This is a genomic window from Rhizobium sp. B21/90 (assembly GCF_019355815.1).
GTDB lineage: Bacteria > Pseudomonadota > Alphaproteobacteria > Rhizobiales > Rhizobiaceae > Rhizobium > Rhizobium rhododendri.
In genome coordinates this window covers 2,645,394-2,664,897 of record NZ_CP072162.1, presented here as the reverse complement: position 1 = coordinate 2,664,897, position 19,504 = coordinate 2,645,394, and the positions used below count along the sequence as shown (strand labels likewise).

At 61.6% G+C, this 19,504-nt stretch carries 22 protein-coding genes and 1 tRNA gene; 7 read left to right on the top strand and 16 right to left on the bottom strand.

The window, feature by feature from the left end:
- Nucleotides 1-49: 49 nt before the first annotated feature.
- Nucleotides 50-388, top strand: coding sequence for an integration host factor subunit alpha (locus J5278_RS12790; protein WP_111220525.1), 339 nt, complete (start codon nucleotides 50-52; stop codon nucleotides 386-388).
- A 171-nt stretch (nucleotides 389-559) separates the two neighbouring features.
- The gene (locus J5278_RS12785; RefSeq protein WP_142829561.1) at nucleotides 560-1,102 is read left to right on the top strand and encodes a MerR family transcriptional regulator; all 543 of its coding nucleotides are present in this window, start codon (nucleotides 560-562) and stop codon (nucleotides 1,100-1,102) included.
- Between the two features lie 9 nt (nucleotides 1,103-1,111).
- Here the strand turns inward: J5278_RS12785 and J5278_RS12780 are convergent, their stop codons facing one another.
- Together J5278_RS12780 and J5278_RS12775 are read right to left on the bottom strand one after the other, a co-directional pair.
- Nucleotides 1,112-1,417 (bottom strand): response regulator, encoded by a 306-nt coding sequence (locus J5278_RS12780; RefSeq protein WP_247749066.1) that lies wholly within the window; start codon nucleotides 1,415-1,417, stop codon nucleotides 1,112-1,114.
- Nucleotides 1,418-1,684: 267 nt separating this feature from the next.
- Nucleotides 1,685-1,873, bottom strand: coding sequence for a hypothetical protein (locus J5278_RS12775; protein WP_209183427.1), 189 nt, complete (start codon nucleotides 1,871-1,873; stop codon nucleotides 1,685-1,687).
- A gap of 127 nt (nucleotides 1,874-2,000) precedes the next feature.
- Between J5278_RS12775 and J5278_RS12770 the strand changes: the two genes are divergently transcribed.
- Nucleotides 2,001-2,459: a YbaK/EbsC family protein gene (locus J5278_RS12770; RefSeq protein WP_209183428.1), complete on the top strand. Its 459-nt coding sequence runs from the start codon at nucleotides 2,001-2,003 to the stop codon at nucleotides 2,457-2,459.
- Nucleotides 2,460-2,475: 16 nt separating this feature from the next.
- Here the strand turns inward: J5278_RS12770 and J5278_RS12765 are convergent, their stop codons facing one another.
- The 3 genes from J5278_RS12765 to J5278_RS12755 form a co-directional block, all read right to left on the bottom strand.
- Nucleotides 2,476-2,730 carry a hypothetical protein gene (locus tag J5278_RS12765; RefSeq protein ID WP_209183430.1) on the bottom strand — a complete coding sequence of 85 codons (255 nt, stop codon included), beginning with the start codon at nucleotides 2,728-2,730 and terminating at the stop codon, nucleotides 2,476-2,478.
- A gap of 114 nt (nucleotides 2,731-2,844) precedes the next feature.
- Nucleotides 2,845-3,060, bottom strand: coding sequence for a hypothetical protein (locus tag J5278_RS12760; RefSeq protein ID WP_209183432.1), 216 nt, complete (start codon nucleotides 3,058-3,060; stop codon nucleotides 2,845-2,847).
- A gap of 86 nt (nucleotides 3,061-3,146) precedes the next feature.
- On the bottom strand, nucleotides 3,147-3,431 hold the full coding sequence (locus J5278_RS12755; RefSeq protein ID WP_209183434.1) for a GCG_CRPN prefix-to-repeats domain-containing protein: 285 nt from the start codon (nucleotides 3,429-3,431) through the stop codon (nucleotides 3,147-3,149).
- Nucleotides 3,432-3,653: 222 nt separating this feature from the next.
- Here J5278_RS12755 and J5278_RS12750 point away from each other — a divergent pair.
- Nucleotides 3,654-3,730 (top strand) — tRNA-Pro (locus tag J5278_RS12750).
- A gap of 54 nt (nucleotides 3,731-3,784) precedes the next feature.
- Here J5278_RS12750 and chrA read toward each other — a convergent pair.
- The 9 genes from chrA to J5278_RS12705 form a co-directional block, all read right to left on the bottom strand.
- On the bottom strand, nucleotides 3,785-5,179 hold the full coding sequence (gene chrA, locus J5278_RS12745; RefSeq protein ID WP_209183437.1) for a chromate efflux transporter: 1,395 nt from the start codon (nucleotides 5,177-5,179) through the stop codon (nucleotides 3,785-3,787).
- 305 nt (nucleotides 5,180-5,484) lie between these two features.
- Nucleotides 5,485-6,441: a zinc-binding alcohol dehydrogenase family protein gene (locus J5278_RS12740; protein ID WP_209183438.1), complete on the bottom strand. Its 957-nt coding sequence runs from the start codon at nucleotides 6,439-6,441 to the stop codon at nucleotides 5,485-5,487.
- Between the two features lie 308 nt (nucleotides 6,442-6,749).
- A complete protein-coding gene (locus J5278_RS12735) occupies nucleotides 6,750-6,899 on the bottom strand; it encodes a hypothetical protein (RefSeq protein ID WP_162854771.1) in 150 nt (49 codons plus the stop codon).
- Between the two features lie 108 nt (nucleotides 6,900-7,007).
- A complete protein-coding gene (locus J5278_RS12730) occupies nucleotides 7,008-7,298 on the bottom strand; it encodes a helix-turn-helix transcriptional regulator (protein WP_142829543.1) in 291 nt (96 codons plus the stop codon).
- Nucleotides 7,295-8,497: a glycosyltransferase family 4 protein gene (locus J5278_RS12725; RefSeq protein WP_209183440.1), complete on the bottom strand. Its 1,203-nt coding sequence runs from the start codon at nucleotides 8,495-8,497 to the stop codon at nucleotides 7,295-7,297. Before J5278_RS12725 ends, J5278_RS12730 begins: the two co-directional genes overlap by 4 nt.
- Nucleotides 8,494-9,753, bottom strand: coding sequence for an O-antigen ligase (locus tag J5278_RS12720; protein WP_209183442.1), 1,260 nt, complete (start codon nucleotides 9,751-9,753; stop codon nucleotides 8,494-8,496). The genes J5278_RS12725 and J5278_RS12720 overlap by 4 nt, the downstream gene beginning before the upstream one ends.
- 5 nt (nucleotides 9,754-9,758) lie before the next feature.
- Entirely contained in the window at nucleotides 9,759-11,321 is a 1,563-nt protein-coding gene (locus J5278_RS12715) for an undecaprenyl-phosphate glucose phosphotransferase (protein WP_142829540.1), read from the bottom strand.
- A gap of 78 nt (nucleotides 11,322-11,399) precedes the next feature.
- Nucleotides 11,400-12,545 carry a glycosyltransferase family 4 protein gene (locus J5278_RS12710; RefSeq protein WP_209183444.1) on the bottom strand — a complete coding sequence of 382 codons (1,146 nt, stop codon included), beginning with the start codon at nucleotides 12,543-12,545 and terminating at the stop codon, nucleotides 11,400-11,402.
- Nucleotides 12,546-12,551: 6 nt separating this feature from the next.
- Complete coding sequence (locus J5278_RS12705) at nucleotides 12,552-13,127, bottom strand: polysaccharide biosynthesis/export family protein (RefSeq protein WP_209183446.1); 576 nt, start codon at nucleotides 13,125-13,127, stop codon at nucleotides 12,552-12,554.
- A gap of 176 nt (nucleotides 13,128-13,303) precedes the next feature.
- On the opposite strand from J5278_RS12705, the gene J5278_RS12700 reads away from it, so the two are divergent.
- Nucleotides 13,304-15,541 (top strand): exopolysaccharide transport family protein, encoded by a 2,238-nt coding sequence (locus tag J5278_RS12700; RefSeq protein ID WP_209206586.1) that lies wholly within the window; start codon nucleotides 13,304-13,306, stop codon nucleotides 15,539-15,541.
- An 8-nt stretch (nucleotides 15,542-15,549) separates the two neighbouring features.
- On the opposite strand, the gene J5278_RS12695 is transcribed toward J5278_RS12700, so the two are convergent.
- On the bottom strand, nucleotides 15,550-16,803 hold the full coding sequence (locus tag J5278_RS12695; protein WP_257623366.1) for a GNAT family N-acetyltransferase: 1,254 nt from the start codon (nucleotides 16,801-16,803) through the stop codon (nucleotides 15,550-15,552).
- A gap of 127 nt (nucleotides 16,804-16,930) precedes the next feature.
- Entirely contained in the window at nucleotides 16,931-17,140 is a 210-nt protein-coding gene (locus tag J5278_RS12690) for a DUF2842 domain-containing protein (protein WP_209183450.1), read from the bottom strand.
- Between the two features lie 124 nt (nucleotides 17,141-17,264).
- Between J5278_RS12690 and J5278_RS12685 the strand changes: the two genes are divergently transcribed.
- Together J5278_RS12685 and J5278_RS12680 are read left to right on the top strand one after the other, a co-directional pair.
- The gene (locus J5278_RS12685) at nucleotides 17,265-18,368 is read left to right on the top strand and encodes a COX15/CtaA family protein (protein ID WP_209183452.1); all 1,104 of its coding nucleotides are present in this window, start codon (nucleotides 17,265-17,267) and stop codon (nucleotides 18,366-18,368) included.
- 81 nt (nucleotides 18,369-18,449) lie between these two features.
- The gene (locus J5278_RS12680; protein ID WP_247749028.1) at nucleotides 18,450-19,463 is read left to right on the top strand and encodes a glycosyltransferase family 2 protein; all 1,014 of its coding nucleotides are present in this window, start codon (nucleotides 18,450-18,452) and stop codon (nucleotides 19,461-19,463) included.
- Nucleotides 19,464-19,504 lie beyond the last annotated feature (41 nt).

The following is a 19,504-nucleotide window of genomic DNA, read 5'->3' as shown; positions in this document are numbered from 1 at the left end:
ATACTCTCTCGCGGCGACCACAATTCCAGAACACGATGGGCGGGGAACCATGACCGGTAAGACAGTCACGCGGGCAGACTTGGCAGAGTCGGTGTTCCGGAAGGTCGGCCTGTCCCGTACCGAATCCGCGGAACTGGTCGAAACCGTGATCGACGAGATCTGCAACGCCATCGTGCGGGGCGAAATCGTCAAGCTTTCGTCGTTTGCGACGTTCCAGGTGCGCGACAAGAACGAGCGCATCGGCCGCAATCCGAAGACGGGCGAGGAAGTGCCGATATCGCCGCGCCGGGTGATGACATTCAAAGCATCCAACGTGCTGAAGACCCGCATCCTCAAGGCCCATACGAGCCGCAAGACCAAGGTCAAGCCCGCAGCGCCCGTGGCCTGAACGGGCTAACCGCTTTTGCAGCGGGCATCTTCGATCAATTTTCCAACACATATTTTCGCATAATGCTGGTGTTCATTGTGTAACACCCGCAGACTGCACTTGAAATGCGTGTCGCAAACCTTTGAAATATAGCGATTCGTTACAGATGGCGAGAATGGTCGTGCAGGGAGAGTGACGTTGGACAAAAGCCCGGATGCTTTCCGCACCATCAGCGAAGTCGCTGACGATCTCGATCTCCCCCAGCACGTTCTTCGCTTCTGGGAAACCCGCTTCCTGCAGATCAAGCCGATGAAGCGGGGCGGCGGCCGCCGCTATTACCGGCCGGAAGACGTCGATCTGCTAAAGGGCATCCGCCATCTTCTCTACGACCACGGCTACACGATCAAGGGCGTCCAGAAGCTTCTGAAGACGAATGGCAACAAGTTCGTGATCGCGGTCGGCAGTGGCGACCTTGCCAGCGTCGAGGCGCTTGCTGCTGCGGTACAGGAGCCGGCTCCGTCCGAACCACGGGTCAGCACCGCCGAGGAAGACCAGATCGTCGGCCGCGCCAAGACTCCGACCAGCCGTCGGTTCTTCAATTTCGGAGGCGGCGAAGAGGGCGCTCCGGAGATTTCACTGGGCGGGTCGACTGTGGGCAAGGAAGATCGTGCGCTGTTGCAGGAAGCGCTGTACGATCTGCTGGAATGCAAGCGTCTACTCGATCAGGTTCGCTGACCGGAGGCCTCAGCCGATGTTGAGGCTGGTAAGGGCGGCTTCCAGCTGGTGTAGCTGGTAGGGCTTGTTGAGCAGCTGACGACCGCTGCCTTCCATGCCCTCGGGCAGGACGCCGTAGCCGGTGGCAAAGATATAGGGCTTGTTCTTCTCATCGAGCAGACGTGCAACCGGCAGCGAGCTCTTACCTGCCAGAGACACGTCGAGAATAGCTGCATCGAAGGCGCCACCCTTCGCCATTTCAAGCGCGTCTTCCAAATCCGCTGCCGTACCGGCAACCGCGTAGTCGAGTTCCGAAAGCATATCTTCCAAAAGCATGGCGATGAGCGCATCGTCTTCTACGACCAGAATTCTGCGGTGTGTCACGAATATGTGTTCCCCTGTTCAACCCTACCAGCAGCTTATTTGGCTTGAAACGACGGGGTGTCAAGGTCCGTTAGCGGACCGTCTGCTTTTTCGGTGGCACACATCTATGTCATGTAGCGGAGCTATGCCCCGCCTGGAACGAAATGCTGAGCCGGAATACCGCCTCGAAAACAAAACGGACGCCTTAGGCGCCCGTCGCAAACTGTCGCGGATTTCACTCTACCGGAAAACCGGGCGCCGCTGGGCGTTCATCAGCAGTTCGTGTTCGAGCGCGAAGGGCCCTAGAAGCGCCAACAACTTGTCTTCCTCAGTCTTGTCCAGCCGGTAGCGCCGGGCAAATTCGGAAACGCTCCACACGCGCCTGTTGGCAGCGTTCTCGATTGTCTTGCTGTCGATATAAGTGCTCATGGTACCAGTCCTCCTGTAGCCCACCTCGCTAACGTCGAATCCTGGGGAATGTTCCTGACGGGAGGCGACGAATTCCCCCGTTGCCGCCGGGCTTGCACCCCGTGGAGGCCTATGGCATCCGTGGACCATGACACTGGAAACTGTAAGACGCTTTTTCGAAGCCAATGCGCCAGACCTGACGATTATCGAAACGGCCGAAAGCTCCGCTACCGTTGCCATGGCCGCTGCTGCTCACGGCGTGGAACCTGGCCAGATCGCCAAGACGATTTGCCTGAGGGTCGGCGACAAGGTCATCCTTGTCGTCATGAGCGGTACTGCGAGGCTGGACAACAAGAAGAGCCGCGAGGCGCTCGGCGCCAAGCCCCGGATGCTGGATTTGGAAGATGTGGCAACACTGACGGGACATCCCGTCGGTGGCGTCTGCCCGTTTGGTCTCGCAACGGACTTGCCCATTTACTGCGATGTATCGTTGCAGGCCTACGCGGAAGTTCTTCCGGCGGCCGGGGCGACAAACTCGGCAGTGAGATTGTCGCCGCAGCGAATGGTAGATCTCACCGGTGCTCAGTGGGTCGACGTCTGCCAGTAATTTGGTTGTTGCCTAGTTAGCGCCAGAAGCGCTGGCGGCTGTTAACGCCGGAAGAGTGTCCGAGCGCGTAGCCGAGACCGAATGCGATGGCACCGATGGTCACCAGCAGCGCAGTCGCCGTGTGCGGGTGTTCGACCGCCGCTGCTGATACGGCGCTTGCCTCGTCCTTCAGGCCAGAAACGACAGCCTTTGCCTTTTCGGCGACGCTGTCGGAAGGCTCTACGGGCGTGCCGGTAAAGCCGGCGTGGAGGTCTTCGTCGTTCTTTGCCATCTTCTTCTCCTGTGTTGCAGAAAAACAGCCAAGTGGCTGCGAAGTTCCGATAGCAACGTCATTCGGCAACGTCATTCGATGGACTGCCCGCGCGAACGCGGGCAGTCCGGGCGATTAACGGCAAACGCGCGTCTTGCGGACTACTAGCTGGCCATGGTGACGCACTTTTGTCACCTTGACGTAGCAGTGACGGCGTGGGGGATGATGCCAGCCGCGGTGCATCGGCCGTTCGCGCGTCGTCACGGTGGTGACCGTGTCGGCATATGAGGCCGGTGCGAATGACACGATGGAAGTCACTGCGATTGCAGCAGCTATGATCAGGTTTTTCATGGGATTTCCTCCATTTGGATTGGCGACGGGAAACGCGGGCCTGGCCTCGTTCGTTCCCCCTCGCGAGTGGATTTTATGCGACGATCTCAGTAGTCGTCGTAGTGGCGGTGGTGGTGCCATCTCCGGTCACCCCAATAGGGTGGCGGCGGGCGATGGTGACCGTAGAAACGCGGTGGCGGTGGCGGCAAACGGCGCCAGCCGTTGCGTCGGCAATCGCCCCACGGCGTCTGGTGGAAGCCGGGACCGCAGACGTAATCCACCTGCACGACGACGGTCGGGGCCTTGGCGATCGAGACCGCAGGCATTGCGCTCGCGCCTGTCGCGAACAAACCGCCGACCAGAATTGCAGAGGCAATAATCATGTTCTTCATCAAACTTCCTCCTATTGGACGGCTTATTTAGCGACCGCAGGTCTGAACGGCTGATGAACCGAGTTAGGCCATTTCCGGGCAAAAATCGGGCATTCTGGGAGCGCCCTGATACGGCTGCCGACAGGAATCTCGCCCCCCTCACAAATTCATTCGGCACCCGGCATTTTTTCGCTTGCGTCCAGAAAGTCGAAAGACTAATCAGACCAAGCCTTTTAGGCAGGTCGGGGCGTAGCGCAGCCCGGTAGCGCACTTGACTGGGGGTCAAGGGGTCGCAGGTTCAAATCCTGTCGCCCCGACCAATTATCTCCTTGATATCCCTGGTAAAATCACAAAAAAACCTCAGGCTGGCTGCTTCACCGTAGCGCGGTCCATGCCATGCCGGCGAGCGCGCAGGCTATCATCGTCGTGACAACGGAAGCTTTGAAGCGGAAAATCGCGATGGCCGCTGCCAGCGACAAAGTCATGGCGGGAATGGCTGCCGAGGCTAAAATCGGGATTTCGAGGCTGACAGGGCCGATGCCTGCCGTACGGACTGCTCCGAAAAGCGTATGGACGGCAAACCAGATCGCCAGGTTGAGGATGACGCCGACCACTGCAGCTGTTATCGCCGACATGGCGGCGGAAAGAGCGACATTGCTGCGCATGCGCTCGATGAACGGCGCACCGAGGAAGATCCAGAGAAAGCACGGCACAAAGGTTACCCACGTCGTCAGAATGGCGGCCAGCGTTGCCGCGAGCATTGGGTTCAGGCTCCCCGGATTGCGCAGGGCGCCCATGAAGCCGACGAACTGTGTCACCATGATCAGCGGGCCTGGGGTCGTTTCGGCCATGCCGAGCCCGTCGAGCATTTCCCCGGGTTTCAGCCATCCGTAGTGCTGCACGGCCTCCTGTGCCACATAGGCAAGCACCGCATAGGCGCCACCGAAGGTGACGACCGCCATCTTGCTGAAGAAGACGCCAATCTGGGTAAAGACATTGTCCGCGCCCAAGAGGACATGAAGAAGGATCACCGGTCCGAGCCACAGGGTGAGAAAGACGATGGCTATTCGCAAGGACCAGCCGACGTCAGGACGTGCGTGCTCTGGGGTGTCCTCCCCAAGCGCGGAGTCTGCATCCGGCATAACCCGCCCGGAGCCCGATCGGTGGCCGCTATCGATCCGGAACCAGCCAAGTCCCGCCCGTGATCCGGCATAGCCAGCGAGGCCGGCCGCAACGATGATCAGCGGGAACGGCACATGGAAGGCTGCGATCGCCACGAACGCCGTGGCAGCAATGGCGATCATTGCGGGGTTTTTCAGCGCCCGTCCGCCAATCCGCAGGACTGCCTGGACGACGACCGCAAGAACCGCCGCCTTCAGGCCGAAAAACAGGCCGGCCACCATGCCGGCATCCCCGAAGGCGGCGTAGAGATAGCTGAGGCCAAGGATTGCCACGAAACCGGGAAGTACGAACAGCGTGCCTGCGACAAGCCCGCCAGCCGTGCGGTGGAGGAGCCAGCCTAGATAGATCGCCAATTGCTGTGCTTCCGGGCCAGGCAGCAGCATGCAGTAGTTCAAGGCATGCAGGAAGCGCGCTTCACCGACCCAGCGTTTCTCCTCGACGATAATCCGGTGCATCAGCGCAATCTGTCCGGCCGGGCCCCCGAAGCTCAGGGCGGCGATCCGAGCCCACACCAGCAGCGCCTCGCCAAAGGCAATGCCGTGCGCTGGGGGACTGTCGGGAGCCACGACTATGACGCGATCTGCCAAGGTTCAACTCTTCCGGCAGCGTATGGCGATAGAGGTGCCGGCAAGGTGGGACCCTTGTCTCCGCCCAATGATCCAGATCTGCAGGGGTAACGGCATGACGCGTCCTGACGGGATGTGTTTGCCGTGGACATCGCTCCAGAGCACGCCGCGTTGCGTTACGCAGCCCGCACATCAGTGGCAGCGGCACAGGGCGGCTGTCAAGCGGGTGAGGCGTTGCCGGCTCCGGGAGGCTGCCGCTTGCGTGTCACAGGCGACGGTGCGCCGCCTGTAACTTCAGTTCGAGGCACACAAATGCGCCTGAAAGCCTAGACCGTCATGATGACGCGACCGATGCGGCCGCGTTCTTCTGCCCGTCGGTGCGCGGCGGCTGTCTCGGAGAGGGGGAACGTGGCATCGATCGGGACATTGAGGGAACCGTCCTTGGCCATCGGGAACAGTTCCTCGATCAGCCTGCGTGCCTGGGGATCGGTCATTGCCGTACCGAGGAGACAACCGATGATGACGTGGCGGTGCATCAGGATCTGGCCCGCATCGATCATCGTGCTGCGGCCGCCGAAGACGCCGATCAACACAGCCTTGCCGCCGTCCTTCAACACCTTGAGAGAATCGACCAGTGCGTCGCCGCCGACATTGTCGATGATGAGATCGACCTCGTTGCCCCCGAGAAGCGCACGGACGTGTTCGCTCGCCGGCTGGTCAGCGGTGACGATTGCGTCCGTGAGGCCATAGGCCTTGAGCTTTGCGAGGCTCTCTGCCTTGGTGCCGGTGCCGATTACCCGTGCGCCGGCCTTGGCGGCAAGCTGGACGGCGGCAAGACCGACGCCGCCGCTGGCACCGAGGACGAGGACGGTCTGGCCGCTCTGCAAATCACCGAGCTTGAGCGCATAGGCGGCCGTGCCGGGGCCGACCGGAATGGCGGACGCTACTCCTATGTCGAGGCCGTCTGGAACGATGAAGCAATTTGCCGCCGTAACCGCGCGAAGAGTGGCATGCGATCCCTTCCATTGGAAAGTTGCAACGCGCTGCCCGACGGATAGCCCTGTCACAGCCTCGCCAACCTGCAGGATCGTGCCTGCGGCCGCATAGCCGACCACTTCGTCGGCACCCTGGCGCGTCAGCGCCCGGTTGATCAGGTCGCCGCCCTCGATGCTGATAGCCTCGACGCGGATGAGCACTTCGTCGTCGGCTGGAACAGGATCGGCAACCTCACCATAATGAAAAACATCCGGCGTGCCTGGTTCGCTGTAGATTGCAGCTTTCACTGGCTTTTCTCCTTGTGGGATAAGCCGCCATGGGGCGACAGACCGCGCAGATGTAGTGTGCCCTACGCCGCAGACAAGCGCATGAGGACGTCATTGCGTAGCAGGCCTAATGATTTTGGTGGCTTTGTATCGACTGTAGAGGTGGGTGAAGAGGGGAGCGACTGAACTTGAGCGCTGTCTCAGACAGTTGCTGATACTGTACAGCCTGAATTCAGGGTGGAGGCAACTGTGGGTCATCCAAGAGGGGAACGTTATCATAACGGAGTGCGGGGTCGGCAGCGTCGAGAGAAGCGACCGACCCCCGCCGGTCATTTCTGTTCGACTGAAACGCCGTTCTTGCCGATGGTGAGTTCGACACCCTCGGGTTTCTGCTTTTCGTGATAAACATAGGCGCCGAGGCCGATGACGGCGACGATCAGTGCGCCGATAATGAGATAGAGCCCGTTGCTGCGATTCAAGATGTCCCCCTGAGCGTAATGCGGGAGCAGAATGCGCGACTGCCGCTTTTGTTCCGTGCGTTGCAGGAATTGTTGCGCTGCCGTGGAAATTGTGTCGAAAGGAGAAATTCAGTCGTCGTTGGTGGAATTGAGGTTTTCGGGGCGTGTGCCTTCGTCGCCGTGGGTGTGTTTCAGTCTAAGGCCGGCGCCGCCGCCATCCTGGCTACCATCGGCGAGAAACTGTATGCCGCTGGCCTCGAGCGCGGCGCGGATGGCCGAGACAGCGTGGCTGTTGGCGGGTTCAGTGCCGGTTTCGATGGCTTCGACCTCGGCTGAGCTGAGCCTGGCGGCGTCCGCCAGCTGTTGCAGTGAAAGGCCGGTCATGGCGCGGGCGGCGCGGATTTGTGCTGCTGTGATCATGCCTTCAACTCTAGGGCATTCTCCGGCGTTCTCAAGAGGGTGGGCAACTGATGGCCGAGCAATTCGAAATAGATTTCCTCGGTTTCGTCGGCCATCCCTGACAGCGTGTATCGGTTGCGGCGCCGCTGCGCCTCGGCCGTGAAGATCGTTCTGGTCTCCGGCTCTGCAGCGCTGACCATCGCGGCCGCCAACTCTGCCGGATCGTCGCTGTTGGCAATCCTGATGCCGTTGCGGCCGTCTTCGAGCACCGTGCTGACGCCGCCGACGTCGGTCAGGATCAGTGGCTTGGCACCCGATGCTGCCTCCAGCATGACGTAGGACATGGCCTCGTAGCGGCTCGGCATGACGACGATATCGAAAGCGTCGATGGCGACAGGGCCGTGGATGCTGCTGTCGAGATGCGCACGGTTTCCGAGGCCGGCCGCAGCCATACGCTGCCTGACCTCGTCTTCGAGCTCGCCGCTGCCGATCATCAGCAGCTTGGCGGAAGGCAGCTGTTCGGCCACGCGCGCAAAGGCGGCGACAAGCCGTTCCGGCGCCTTCTGGGCCGAAAGCCTGCCGACGAAGCCGAAGAGGATGTCGTCCGGAGCAATGCCGAAGCGGGTACGAATTGCCTGGCGTTCGCCGACCGGCGGTCGGGCGACGCCGTTGTAGACGACCCGTAGCCGGCGTCTCGGAATGCCGATGGAGACGGCATGGTCGTATTCGTCGCGCGAGACGCAGATCACCCGGTCGGAAAAGAACGCGCCGAGAAGCCGCTCGATGCTGCCGAAGACGAAGCGCGGCTTTGCTCCGAGCGAGGGGTCCATCGTCCGGAAGGCGTGCGGCGTGTAGAGCACCGGCGTCTTCGACCACGGGAACCGAAGCCGCGCGAGAGCCCCGGCCTTCGAACTGTGGCCATGGATCAGGTCGAATGGACCATGCGCGGCGATGAGCCGGCGGATTTCCAGCCAGGCGGTGAGGTCGGCCGGGCCGAGAGCCCGCTTCATGCCGACGGAATGCACGGCGGTGAGGCCCATGCCCTCAAGCTCGTCGACGAATTTTTGTTCGGCGCGCACCGGTGAATAGATCGCCGTCACGGCATGGCCACGGTGCTGCATGGCCCGGCAGAGGTCGAGGAAATGCCGGCCGGAGCCGCCGCCGCCGGGCTCGAGGATCTGCAGCATCGACAGGTGCGTAATCGCGGTGCTGACGTTCATGCCGCGATTTCTCCCCGGGCAAGCCGATGCTGGTGGCGAACTTCGAGCGCACCGCAGCCCCATACGATCCCGATCAGCATGTAGAGATGGCGCCAGTGATCCGTGTCGATGACGTTACCGATGCCGACATGGCCGAGGACGACGATCCAGGCAATCATCAGGAACGGCTGCCAGGGCCGTTCCTTCAAAACGTTCTTGAAGCCGATATAGATGGTCCAGCAGATCATGCTCACCCAGCAGAAGAAACCGATCCAGCCGTAGGTCGTCAAAGTCTTCAGCCAGATATTATGTTCGTCCTCGCGGAACATCGTCGCAAACACAAGCGGCCCGATGCCGAGCGGGCGCTGCATCGACAGCAGGAAGCCGATCCGATGGCGCTCGAAGCGCCCGAGGTGCCCTCCATCGTAGTCCTGCACCAGCTGGGTGCGGGTCGAGAACAGGTCGCTGACCTGGTGGAACTGCAGGGCGACCAGGAGGGCTGCGCCAAGCAGCAGGATTGCCGTCAGCGTCATGACCAGGATGCGCAGGCGAAACGTATTGCTGCGGTGCTTGAGCAGCATGAAGAACACCAGCGCCACCGACGAGAAGGCGAACAGGCCCCAGGCGGCGCGCGAAAACGACAGGAAAATGCCGAGTGCAAGGATCGTCAGTCCGATTGCCTTCAGGGGCGCCTTGCGGAGGTCGCCGATGATGACGCCATGGATGAGATAGAGCGTCGGCGCCACCAGATAGGGGCCGAAGACGTTCGGATCCTGGAAGGCACCCATCGCCCGGTCGTAGCGAGTGAACATGCCGGCGCCGGGGAAGGCATGGAAATAGCCGAGAATGCCGAGCAAGGCCGTGATGATGGCGGCAGCCACCCAGACCTTGAACATGAGCTTCAGCACGTTCCCGTTGTGCTCGATGATGGCCGCATAGAACACCGCGCTGAGGGCAAGAAAGGTGGAGACGGCGATATAGATCGGTGCGTCCATTTCTGCGCTGCCGAGATCGCGCATCTGCGTCATCGACAGCATCCCGCCGATGTTGAATGTCAGAAACAGCACGAGCAACGGCGCCACGCTGCGCGAGATGCGCAGGCCGAGCATGAACCAGAGGCCGATCAGCATCGCCATCCACAGTTCGTACGGCGCCGGTTCTGCGACGACGAAGCCGGAGAGGAAGACGCCGAACGCAACGCAGCCGGTGCCGATCAGCCGCAGCGCGGCGAGCTGCGGTTGGGTGACCTGCGGTGATGGGGTGGCGAACGTGCTCATCGGGCTCAATAGGCGTTTTCGGTGTTGAACAGGCGGATCGGCGTCAGGAATAGGATCTTGAGATCGAATAGCAGCGACCAGTTCTCGATGTAATAGAGGTCGTAGGCCGTGCGGAATTTGATCTTGTCGTCATTGTCGATCTCGCCGCGCCAGCCGTTGATCTGCGCCCAGCCGGTAACGCCCGGCTTGACGCGGTGGCGGGCAAAATAGCCCTCGACAACATCGCCATAGGATCGGTCATGGCTGGCGGCGGCAACCGCATGGGGGCGTGGGCCGACCAGCGACAGTGTGCCCAGCAGAACGTTGAACAACTGCGGCAGTTCGTCGATGGACGACTTGCGGATGAAGCGGCCGACGCTGGTAACGCGCGGATCGCCCTTGGTGACGGCATTGCGGGCGGTGGGGTCGCTCATGTCGGTATACATGGAGCGGAACTTGAAGATCTTGATGATCTCGTTGTTGAAGCCGTGGCGCTTCTGCATGAAGAACACCGGGCCCTTGGAATTGAGCTTGATGGCAATCGCCGCGCCGACCATCACCGGCCAGAGCAACAGCAGTGCCAGCACGCTGAAAAACACGTCGAACACCCGTTTTGCGACAGAATCCCAGTCCGGGATCGGCTTGTTGAAGATGTCCAGCATCGGCACAGAGCCGACATGCGAATAGGCGCGCGGCCGGAAGCGCAGCTTGTTTGCATGGGCGGCGAGCCGGATATCGACCGGAAGCACCCACACCTTCTTGAGAAGCTGCAGGATACGCTCCTCCGCAGATATCGGCAGGGCGATGATCAGCATGTCGATACGGGTGACGCGGGCAAATTCCACGAGCTCGGCGACTGTGCCGAGTTTCGGATAGCCGGCGACGACGACGGGCGATCGTCTTTCTCCCCGGTCATCGAAAATGCCGCAGATGCGGATATCGTTGTCGACCTGATCCTCCAGCGCCCGGATCAATTCCTTGGCAGGTTGACCGCCGCCGACGATGACCGCGCGACGTTCCATGATGCCGTTGCGCGCCCAGCGGCGAATGCCCCAGGCAAACAGCAGCCGCTCCGCAAACAGGAACGCCATGCCGATCAGGCACCAGCTCATGATCAGCCGCGGCGGGAAGGTCGGCAGCATCTTCAGGGCAATCGCAAACAGCGGCATTGCGACGAACGGCAGTGCCCAACCGAGAACAATGCGGCGGAGGTGGCGCGTCGGCGCGCGCAGCACCGGTATCTGGTAGGTGTCGAAAACTTGCAGCGAGAGAATATTGATCCCGGCGACAAGCACCGTGATTGGGACCTGGATCAGCGCTTCATAGGTCGGACTGCCGAAACGCAGGTAAAGCAGCAGCAGTCCCAGCGCCAGTAACGACACGAACTCGAACAGCATGAACTGGCCGATGATGATCGACGGCGTGTAATTGCCTTCGCGAAACTGCTCGGCGATCTGCCGCGCAAACGGATTGAGCTTGACGGTGCCCTCGGCCTCGACCTTTTCGTCGGGACTGCGGGCACGGATTTCCGAGACGCTCTTGCGAATTTTGTCGAGGTCGAAGTCATCAGGCTTTTCGATATTCGTCATCGCTCTCGATCCGTCTCACTGACGTATCAATTTCTATCGAAAGGCCCCTAAGGATGGCTTAGTAAGGTAGGTTAAATTTTAGGAACTGGCCTGTAGATCCAGTATGTCTGTATACAGCTTCAGAACTTCGCCGGCCATAACGGGCGCCGAAAATCTTTTGTGTATCATTTCAAGACCGGGCATGGCGCGGATACGCCAGTCCGGTTCCGTGATCGAGGCGGCCATGATGCGCGCAAGGTCGGCGACGTTGCCGGCCTTGGCGAGACCCTCGCTGGTTGCGCCCAGTACTTCGGGAATTCCACCGACTGCCGATGCGATGACGCCCTTGCTGGCCGCCAGTGCCTCGAGCACGATATAGGGCATGGATTCGGCGCGGGAGGGAACGACGACGGTCTGCGACATCGACAGGGCGTCCTCGATGCGCATGGCGGGGAGAATGCCGACGCGCGGATAAAGTCCGCCCGCGACTATCATCCTCATGTATTTTTCCCGGTCCTGCCCATCGCCGATCAACAGCGCCGACAATGGCCGACCGACCAGCCTCTCGGTCCGCCCAAAGGCCTCTATAAACAGATCGGGACCCTTGAGGTCCCGAAGCATGCCGATATAGACGAAGTCGACGGAGTCTGATCGGGTTGGAACAGTCCTGAAATCCCGCTCGTTGATGCCGTTGTAGACGAGCCTCGACATGGGGGAGGGAGGGCCGACCTTCGCCTCGTAGGCGTGTCTCTCGAAATCGCAGATGAAAATCAGCGCGTCCGTCAGGCGTTCCTGCAGGCGTTCCATCGTGAACACCGCGCGTCCCTTGAGAGACGCCTTTGAAAAATGCAGGCTGCCTCCATGGGCGGTATAGACGCGGGCAACGCGATACTTGTTCACCCGCAACACTGTGCCGATGACGCGCGCCAGCATGCCGCCCTTGGCGCCATGTCCGTGCAGCACGTCCGGCCGCAAACTCTTGATCGTCCTGTAGCCCCGCCAAATCGCCGGCATGTCCGCGAAGCTCACCGAACGGCGGATCGGCATGCGCGTCAGGCCGAGTGTCAAGAACGGCTTTATTTCGTCAAACAGCGCATCCTCATGCGCTCCGCCTGTCAGGCTGTCGCAGACGATCCCGACGTGATGGCCGGCCCGGCTGTGCTGCTCGGCCAGATCGCGCACATGCCTGAAGATCCCGCCAACGGGCGACCTGAAGCAATGGATAATGCGCAAAGGCTTCGCCATTGATAATCAGAACAGCCTTTCGCGGACGTAGATTGTGTCGCCTGCAAGCACCGCATCGGAAATTCCGACGCGCCCTGTCATCACGTGGCCGTTGATCTTGCGGGTAACGTCCGTATTGCCCTGATAGGCGCGCGGCGTAAAGCCGCCGGCGGCTGCCACCGCGTTCTGGATCGTCATGCCGGGGACATAGGAGTATTGGCCTGGCTGGCCGACTTCGCCCATGACATAGATCGAGCGATAACGGTCGACGTCGATGGAGACGTCCGGGTCGCGCAGGTAGCCCTGCTTCAGCTTCGACGCGATCTCGCCGGACAGTTGCTGCATCGTCTTGCCACGAGCGGTCACCTGGCCGATCAGTGGCACCGAGATATAACCGGCCTGATCTACCGTATAGGTATTCGTGAGAGCCTGCTGCTCGAAGACGGTCACACGCAGGCGGTCGCCGCTATCGAGCCGGTAAGGCTGGATAGTCGCGGCGCTGAACGCCTCCGGCGCTGGCTGATAGCTCACGCAGCCGCTCAGGGCGGTGCCGAGGACAACCATGCTCAGGACGAAGACGATGTTACGCTTAGCGAAAGACATCCGCGTGCTCACAAAGGAATAAAATCATGAACCCGTTATCAGTCTGTTAGGGTTAACAGACGGTAAATCGGGACGACAAATTGCGCATAATGGGCCGGTTCAGCAGAAGAGGGGCCTTAACCCTTGCGTTACCATAGTCGTTTACGGTTGCCGCCAAACGAGTATCGGAGTGCGGTATGCCCGGCGTAAACAGCAGCCAGCAGGATGTCGACATTGATTTGAGCCAGCTTTTCCGGGCCGTATGGCGTCGGCGGCTGCGCGTGGTGCTGATCGTCACTGCCGCTGCTCTTGTCGCCTTCGTAATCGCCAAGGTCGTCTCGCCCGAATATCGCAGCGAGACGAGGGTGCTGATCGAGCCGCGCGCTGCGGCTTTTGCCACCACGAGCAACCAGGCAAGCGCCGGCAGCAACGATGCGTCTCTGCTCGATGAACTCAATATCGCCAGCCAGGTGCAGATCCTGCAGTCGGCCGACCTTATCAAGCAGGTGATTACCCAGCTGAAGCTCTACGACCTGCCGGAGTTCGAGGACAGTGCGCGGTCGTCGGCGCTGTCCGGTCTGCTGGTCACCCTGCATCTGAAAAAGCCTTCATCCGACAAGGCACCGGAGGAGCGCATCCTCGATGCCTTTACCGAGCGGCTGCAGGTCTACCAGATCAACACGTCGCGCGTCATCGGCATCCAGTTCACCTCGCGGGATCCGAAGCTCGCCGAAAGCGTTCCGAACGCCATGGCTTCGGTCTATCTCTCGATGCAGAGCGGCGCCAAGCTCGATTCCAATGCCGAGGCAACCCGCTGGCTGGAGCCGGAGATCGCCAACCTGCGCATCAAGGTGGCGGAAGCGGAAAAGAAGGTTGCAGATTACCGCAGTGCCAATGGCCTGCTGCAGACCAACGACACCACCAGCTTTTCCAACCAGCAACTGACCGACATCTCGACGCAGCTTGCCCAGGTGCGCGGCGAAAAGGCGAATGCCGATGCCCGTGCCCAGGCCGTACGTAACGCCCTGGCCTCCGGCGGCCCCACCGACACGCTGAACGACGTCAGCGGCTCGCAGACAATGCAGCGTCTGAAGACGACCGAGTCCAGCCTCGAATCGCAGATTTCGGACCTTTCGACGACGCTGATGGACGGTCACCCGCGGCTGAAGAGCCTGCGCGCCCAGCTGGCCGACATCCGCTCGCAGATCACCCGCGAGACCCGCAAGATCCTGACCGGCATCGACAACGAGGCAAAGATCGCCGCGATGCGCGAGCAGCAGCTGTTGGCGCAGTCGAAGCTCCTGAAGGCGGACAGCGCCCGTGCCGGCGAAGACACCGTCGGCCTCAATGCGCTTGAGCGTGAGGCAACCGCCGAGCGGCAGCTGCTCGAGACCTATCTCGCCCGCTACCGCGAAGCTGCCTCCCGTTCCGACAAGAATTCCAGCCCTGCCGATGCCCGGATCGTGTCGAGTGCGGTCGAGCCGGTTGACCCCTACTTCCCCAAGGTCGGGCCGATCGTGGTCATCGCCGCCGTTGCAGCCTTCGTGCTCAGTGCCATTGTCATCATGCTTATGGAGCTGTTCAGCGGTCGCGCCCTGCGGCCGGTGGGCTTGCCCAATGACGGTGCGCGCCGTGCGACCATGTTCGAAGACGATGGCCTGCCGAGTGCGACAGCCGCGCCGCTCCGCCGTGCGGTAGTGCCCGCAAGCCTGCTGTCGGCAACACGCAGAGTGCAGGCGCCCGAACGGGCTGCCGTTCAGCCGGAGACAATTATGCAGCCCCCGGCAGCGGCTGTCGTCGCTGAGCCTGAAGCGCTGCCTGCCGCCACTGTCGAGGCGGTGGAGGACTTCTCGATCCCATCGGTCGCCGAATACTTCATCGATGCCAAGGTGCCGATGGCAATCGCAGTCTCGCCGGATGGTGACGCGGGTTCGACTGCCACCGTCATGCTGGCCCGCACCATCGCCGACAGCGGCCGCCGCGTGGTCCTGGTCGACATGACCGGCACAGCCTGCCCGACGCGCCTGATGGCCGACAAGCCGGGACTTCCCGGCGTGACCGACCTTTTGTGCGGTGAAGCAGCGTTTGCCGACACCATCCATCCCGACCGCCTGTCGGACGCCCATCTGGTGCCGCTCGGAGCAAGCGATCTTGCAAGCGCCATGCGCGGAGCCGACCGGCTTTCGCTGATCCTCGAAGCACTCGTGTCGGCCTATGATCTGGTGCTGGTCGAATGCGGTGCGGTCAACGTCGACGGGATTGCGAAATTGACGCGCAGCAAGGATATCGAGATCATCCTCTCCATGCCCGTGCCGGATGAGGCGAAGTTCGTCGCCGTCATGCATGATTTCCAGCAGGCCGGCTACGAGCATCTCGTGCTGATGTCCGGCATCAGCAGCGACGGTGACGAGGACCGGCACCGCACCGCCGCCTGAGGCTTGCTTCAGGCTCCGTCCAGCGTTGCCGCCTGCTGGCGGCGAGCCCTCAGTTTCTGGATGGCACTGTACAGGCGCGGGTTACCCTTGATCAGCGCCTTTGCCCGCGTCAGACTTCTCTGCCCGAAGGCGGCGACCCTCCCGAGTGGCGAGACCGGCAGCAGGATATCGTGCTGCACCGTCTGCACCGGGCACCACGAGCGCTTGTAGAGCTGGTCGCCGATGCCGAAGTCGAACAGCGCGATGCCGGATTCCTGGCACTTCTCGATCATCACCCAGAACAGCAGTTCGCCGGGGCTGGCCTCCGGGACCACGCTCTCGTCGATTGAGGCAAACTGGCAGATGACGTGGTCTCCCTTGCGCGAAAGGGCTGCAATGGCCGGCAGATGACCGTCATGCCGTCCCTTGAGCCTGATGGCGTGCAATTCGAGCGCGATGCTGTCGCCCTCGATATTTTTCGTCGCGAGCAAGCGTAGCAGGAAGTCGCGGGCGTCGCTCCCCTGGAAGACATCTGGCAGCCCGGCCGCTCTGAACCGTTCTGCCTTCTGCTGCAGGAAAAGATCGAGCATCTGTCGCTTTTCCTCCGGCGTCGTGGCGACGACATGCTCGAAGCCACCGATTTCGTTGAGAAACTTGGTCTGGGACCGATACTTCTTGCGACGCCGTTTCGCATTGACTTGGCTGAGCGTTTCCTCGAATGAGCCCAGCAGAGGCAACTGGAAGGCACGGTTCTGGTTTTCGACGGAGGGCAGGGACGCGAGCGGGCTGACACGACCGCGCCATGCCAGCGGCAGGTTCGACAGCAACAGCAGATCGGCATGCCCGCGCAACGCGGCAGCGATGGCCGCCCGAACATCTGCCGAAAGGGTTGTGACGTCGGCAAGAAATTTCGCGGAGAACAAGCCGGTATTAATGTTGCTGCGAGGAGCGCCGATGAAGCGTGCGGTTCTGACGCCATGGCTGCGGACGATCTCTAGCGGCAGAATGAAAGCCACTTCGGAGCCGATGCTTGCGCGCAGGATGGCAAGCGTCGGCCGATAAGTCTCGACCCAGGCCGTGCACCACCCGAAACTCTGGTGCAGGGATGTCAGCCTGTCTCGCTCTAGCCCACGCCATTCCGCTTCCAGAGGCGCCATGCTGTCGCTGACGGTGATCGTCAGCGAGCCGCTGCCGGCCTGCAGCGGCGCTGCTGGTCGAGGCTGCACCACGACGCCGGTTTCGCCATCGGCTGATGTTCCGGTTTCGCCTGTCGCCGTCCGCACTTTTGGCCTCCGCGCCTGTTCTGCAGGCGCACGCTAGGGGCGAGGCCGTCTATTTTCGGTTTAAGTGCAGGTTTGGCCGGTGTCTTCCGGCGATCATGCTTATCCGGCGGTTAACTCCGGCAGGCAGCTATCCCTGCTTCGGTCCAGACATCCATTTGATCAGCCCCATCGCCGGCAGGATCCATAACAGGCCGGTGAGGAAAAAGTAGGTGAGGTGCACCCACCAGGGGGAGGCTCCGAGCGCATTGACTGCCACCGTCGTAGCCAGCAGAGCGTAGCCGAGCACCAGCACGACCAACAGAATGGTGCCGATGAATTTGCGCAGGCGTATGGGCATGGTGGCACTCTCCTCGGCAGTCGATTGCGGGGATGGGGAGTTGCGACCCCATGCCGCAAAGGCGCAGCCCTTGTTTTGCACCGCTCGCTGGGGCAAATCAACAGGCAGATTGAAGGAGCCCACCATGGCTGTTGCACATTTTTCCACCGAACAGGTCGTTCGCGGCGAGGTCGCCCGGCAGGAGCGCAATCGCCGTGCCGTCCGCATCTGGCTCGGCTTCGTGCTGCTGTCACTGTTCTGTCTGGTTCTGGTCGGCGGCGCGACGCGGTTGACCCAATCCGGACTGTCGATCACCGAGTGGAAGCCGATCCACGGCGTGATCCCGCCTTTGAACGCCGCCGAGTGGCAGGATGAGTTCGATCGCTACAAGCAGATCCCGCAATTCAAGCTGCTGAACAGCGACATCACGGTCGATGATTTCAAGAGCATCTTCTGGTGGGAGTGGGCGCACCGGTTGCTCGCGCGCGCAATGGGCGTCATCTTCGCCGTGCCGCTGATCTTCTTCTGGGCGACCGGCCGGATCGAGAAAAGCCTGCGGCTGCCGCTGGTGGGTATCTTTGCTCTCGGCGGACTGCAGGGCGCAATCGGCTGGTGGATGGTGTCGTCGGGCCTTGAAGCCCGCACCGACGTCAGCCAGTACCGGCTTGCCACGCATCTTGTCACCGCCTGCCTGATCTTTGCCGCCTGTATGTGGGTGATGCGGGCGCTGACCCCGCATTCGGACGACGCGCCTCCGAGTAGCCATTCCGGCCGGATTGCCGGTCTGATCGCCCTGATGGCCTTGTTCCAGATCTACCTCGGTGCGCTGGTCGCAGGCTTGCATGCCGGCCTCAGCTACAACACCTGGCCGTTGATGGACGGCGCCGTCGTTCCCGGCGATCTGTTCGTCCAGAACCCGTGGTGGATCAATTTCTTCGAGAACCCGAAGCTCGTGCAATATGTCCATCGTCTCGGGGCCTACGCGCTGACTGCCGTGGTGCTGGTCAACATGATCGTCTGCCTGCGTGTTACACCCGGCAGCACCCATACCCGCCGCGCCGTGGTGCTGGCGTTTCTGGTGCTTTGCCAGGCCGGGCTCGGCATCGCCACGCTGCTGATGCAGGTGCCTCTGCATCTGGCTCTCGCGCACCAGGGCGGTGCCCTTGTCGTGTTCGGGTTTGCTGTGGCCAACTGGCGGGGTTTCTACGGCGAATATCCGCGCGACACCACGGTGGTCGTTGGCGCCTGACGCTGCCGGCGATCATGCCACGCGAAGTCATTGGCCGAATCGGCAAATAGTTGCATTCTGCGCAAAAGCGATGGGATGCAGATGAACTGGCAGCTACAAGACGAAAACAGCGGCGGCAAAATGCCTCTGCTGTCGCTGGCGGTGCCTTTCTACAATGAGGAAGAGATGGTTGCGGCTTTCTTTGCCGCCGTTGTCCCGGCTCTGGAGGACATTCCTGCGCTGCGCTTCGAGATCGTTTGTGTCAACGATGGTAGCCGCGACGACACCCTGCGCCTGCTCTTGGCTGCTGCCCGAAGCGACCCTCGCATTCGCGTCATCGATCTCACCCGAAATTTCGGCAAGGAGGCCGCCCTCTCAGCTGCCATCGACGAAAGCCGCGGCGATGCTGTCGTTCCTTTCGATGCCGACCTGCAGGATCCGCCCGAACTGATCGCAAGGCTGGTAGAGCGCTGGCGTGAGGGATATGACGTCGTGCTCGCCCGTCGCACGGATCGCCGCTCGGACGGCGCTGCCAAGCGGCTGACGGCATCCTGGTTCTATCGTCTTCACAACGCCGTCTCGGATGTGCAGATTCCGGAAAACGTCGGCGACTTCCGGCTGATGACGCGTGCGGTCGTTGAAGCTGTCAAGCAATTGCCGGAATCCCATCGCTTCATGAAGGGCCTGTTCGCCTGGGTCGGCTATGAGACGGCAATCGTCGATTACACCCGCGAGGCGCGCGTCGCCGGTCAGAGCAAATTCGCCGGCTGGCGCCTGTGGAATTTCGCCCTCGAGGGCATTACCAGCTTCAGCACGCTGCCGATGCGTATCTGGACCTATCTTGGGGTCGCCGTAGCGCTGGTCGCCATCGGCCGCGCCGCTTTCCTCATTCTGCGAACCTTGATCGAGGGCGTCGATGTGCCAGGCTACGCGTCGCTGGCGACAGCAATCCTCCTCCTCGGCGGCATACAACTGATCGGCATCGGAACGCTCGGGGAATATATCGGCCGCATCTATCTCGAGTCGAAGCGCCGGCCCATCTACCTCGTCAAGCGTCGCCATGAGGTCGTACCCTCGGAACTGCCGCTTGCTACGGTGCACCAGCACCATGTCTGAGGGACGCGCGGATGCCGGCCGGGCGCGGGGTAGGATTGGGA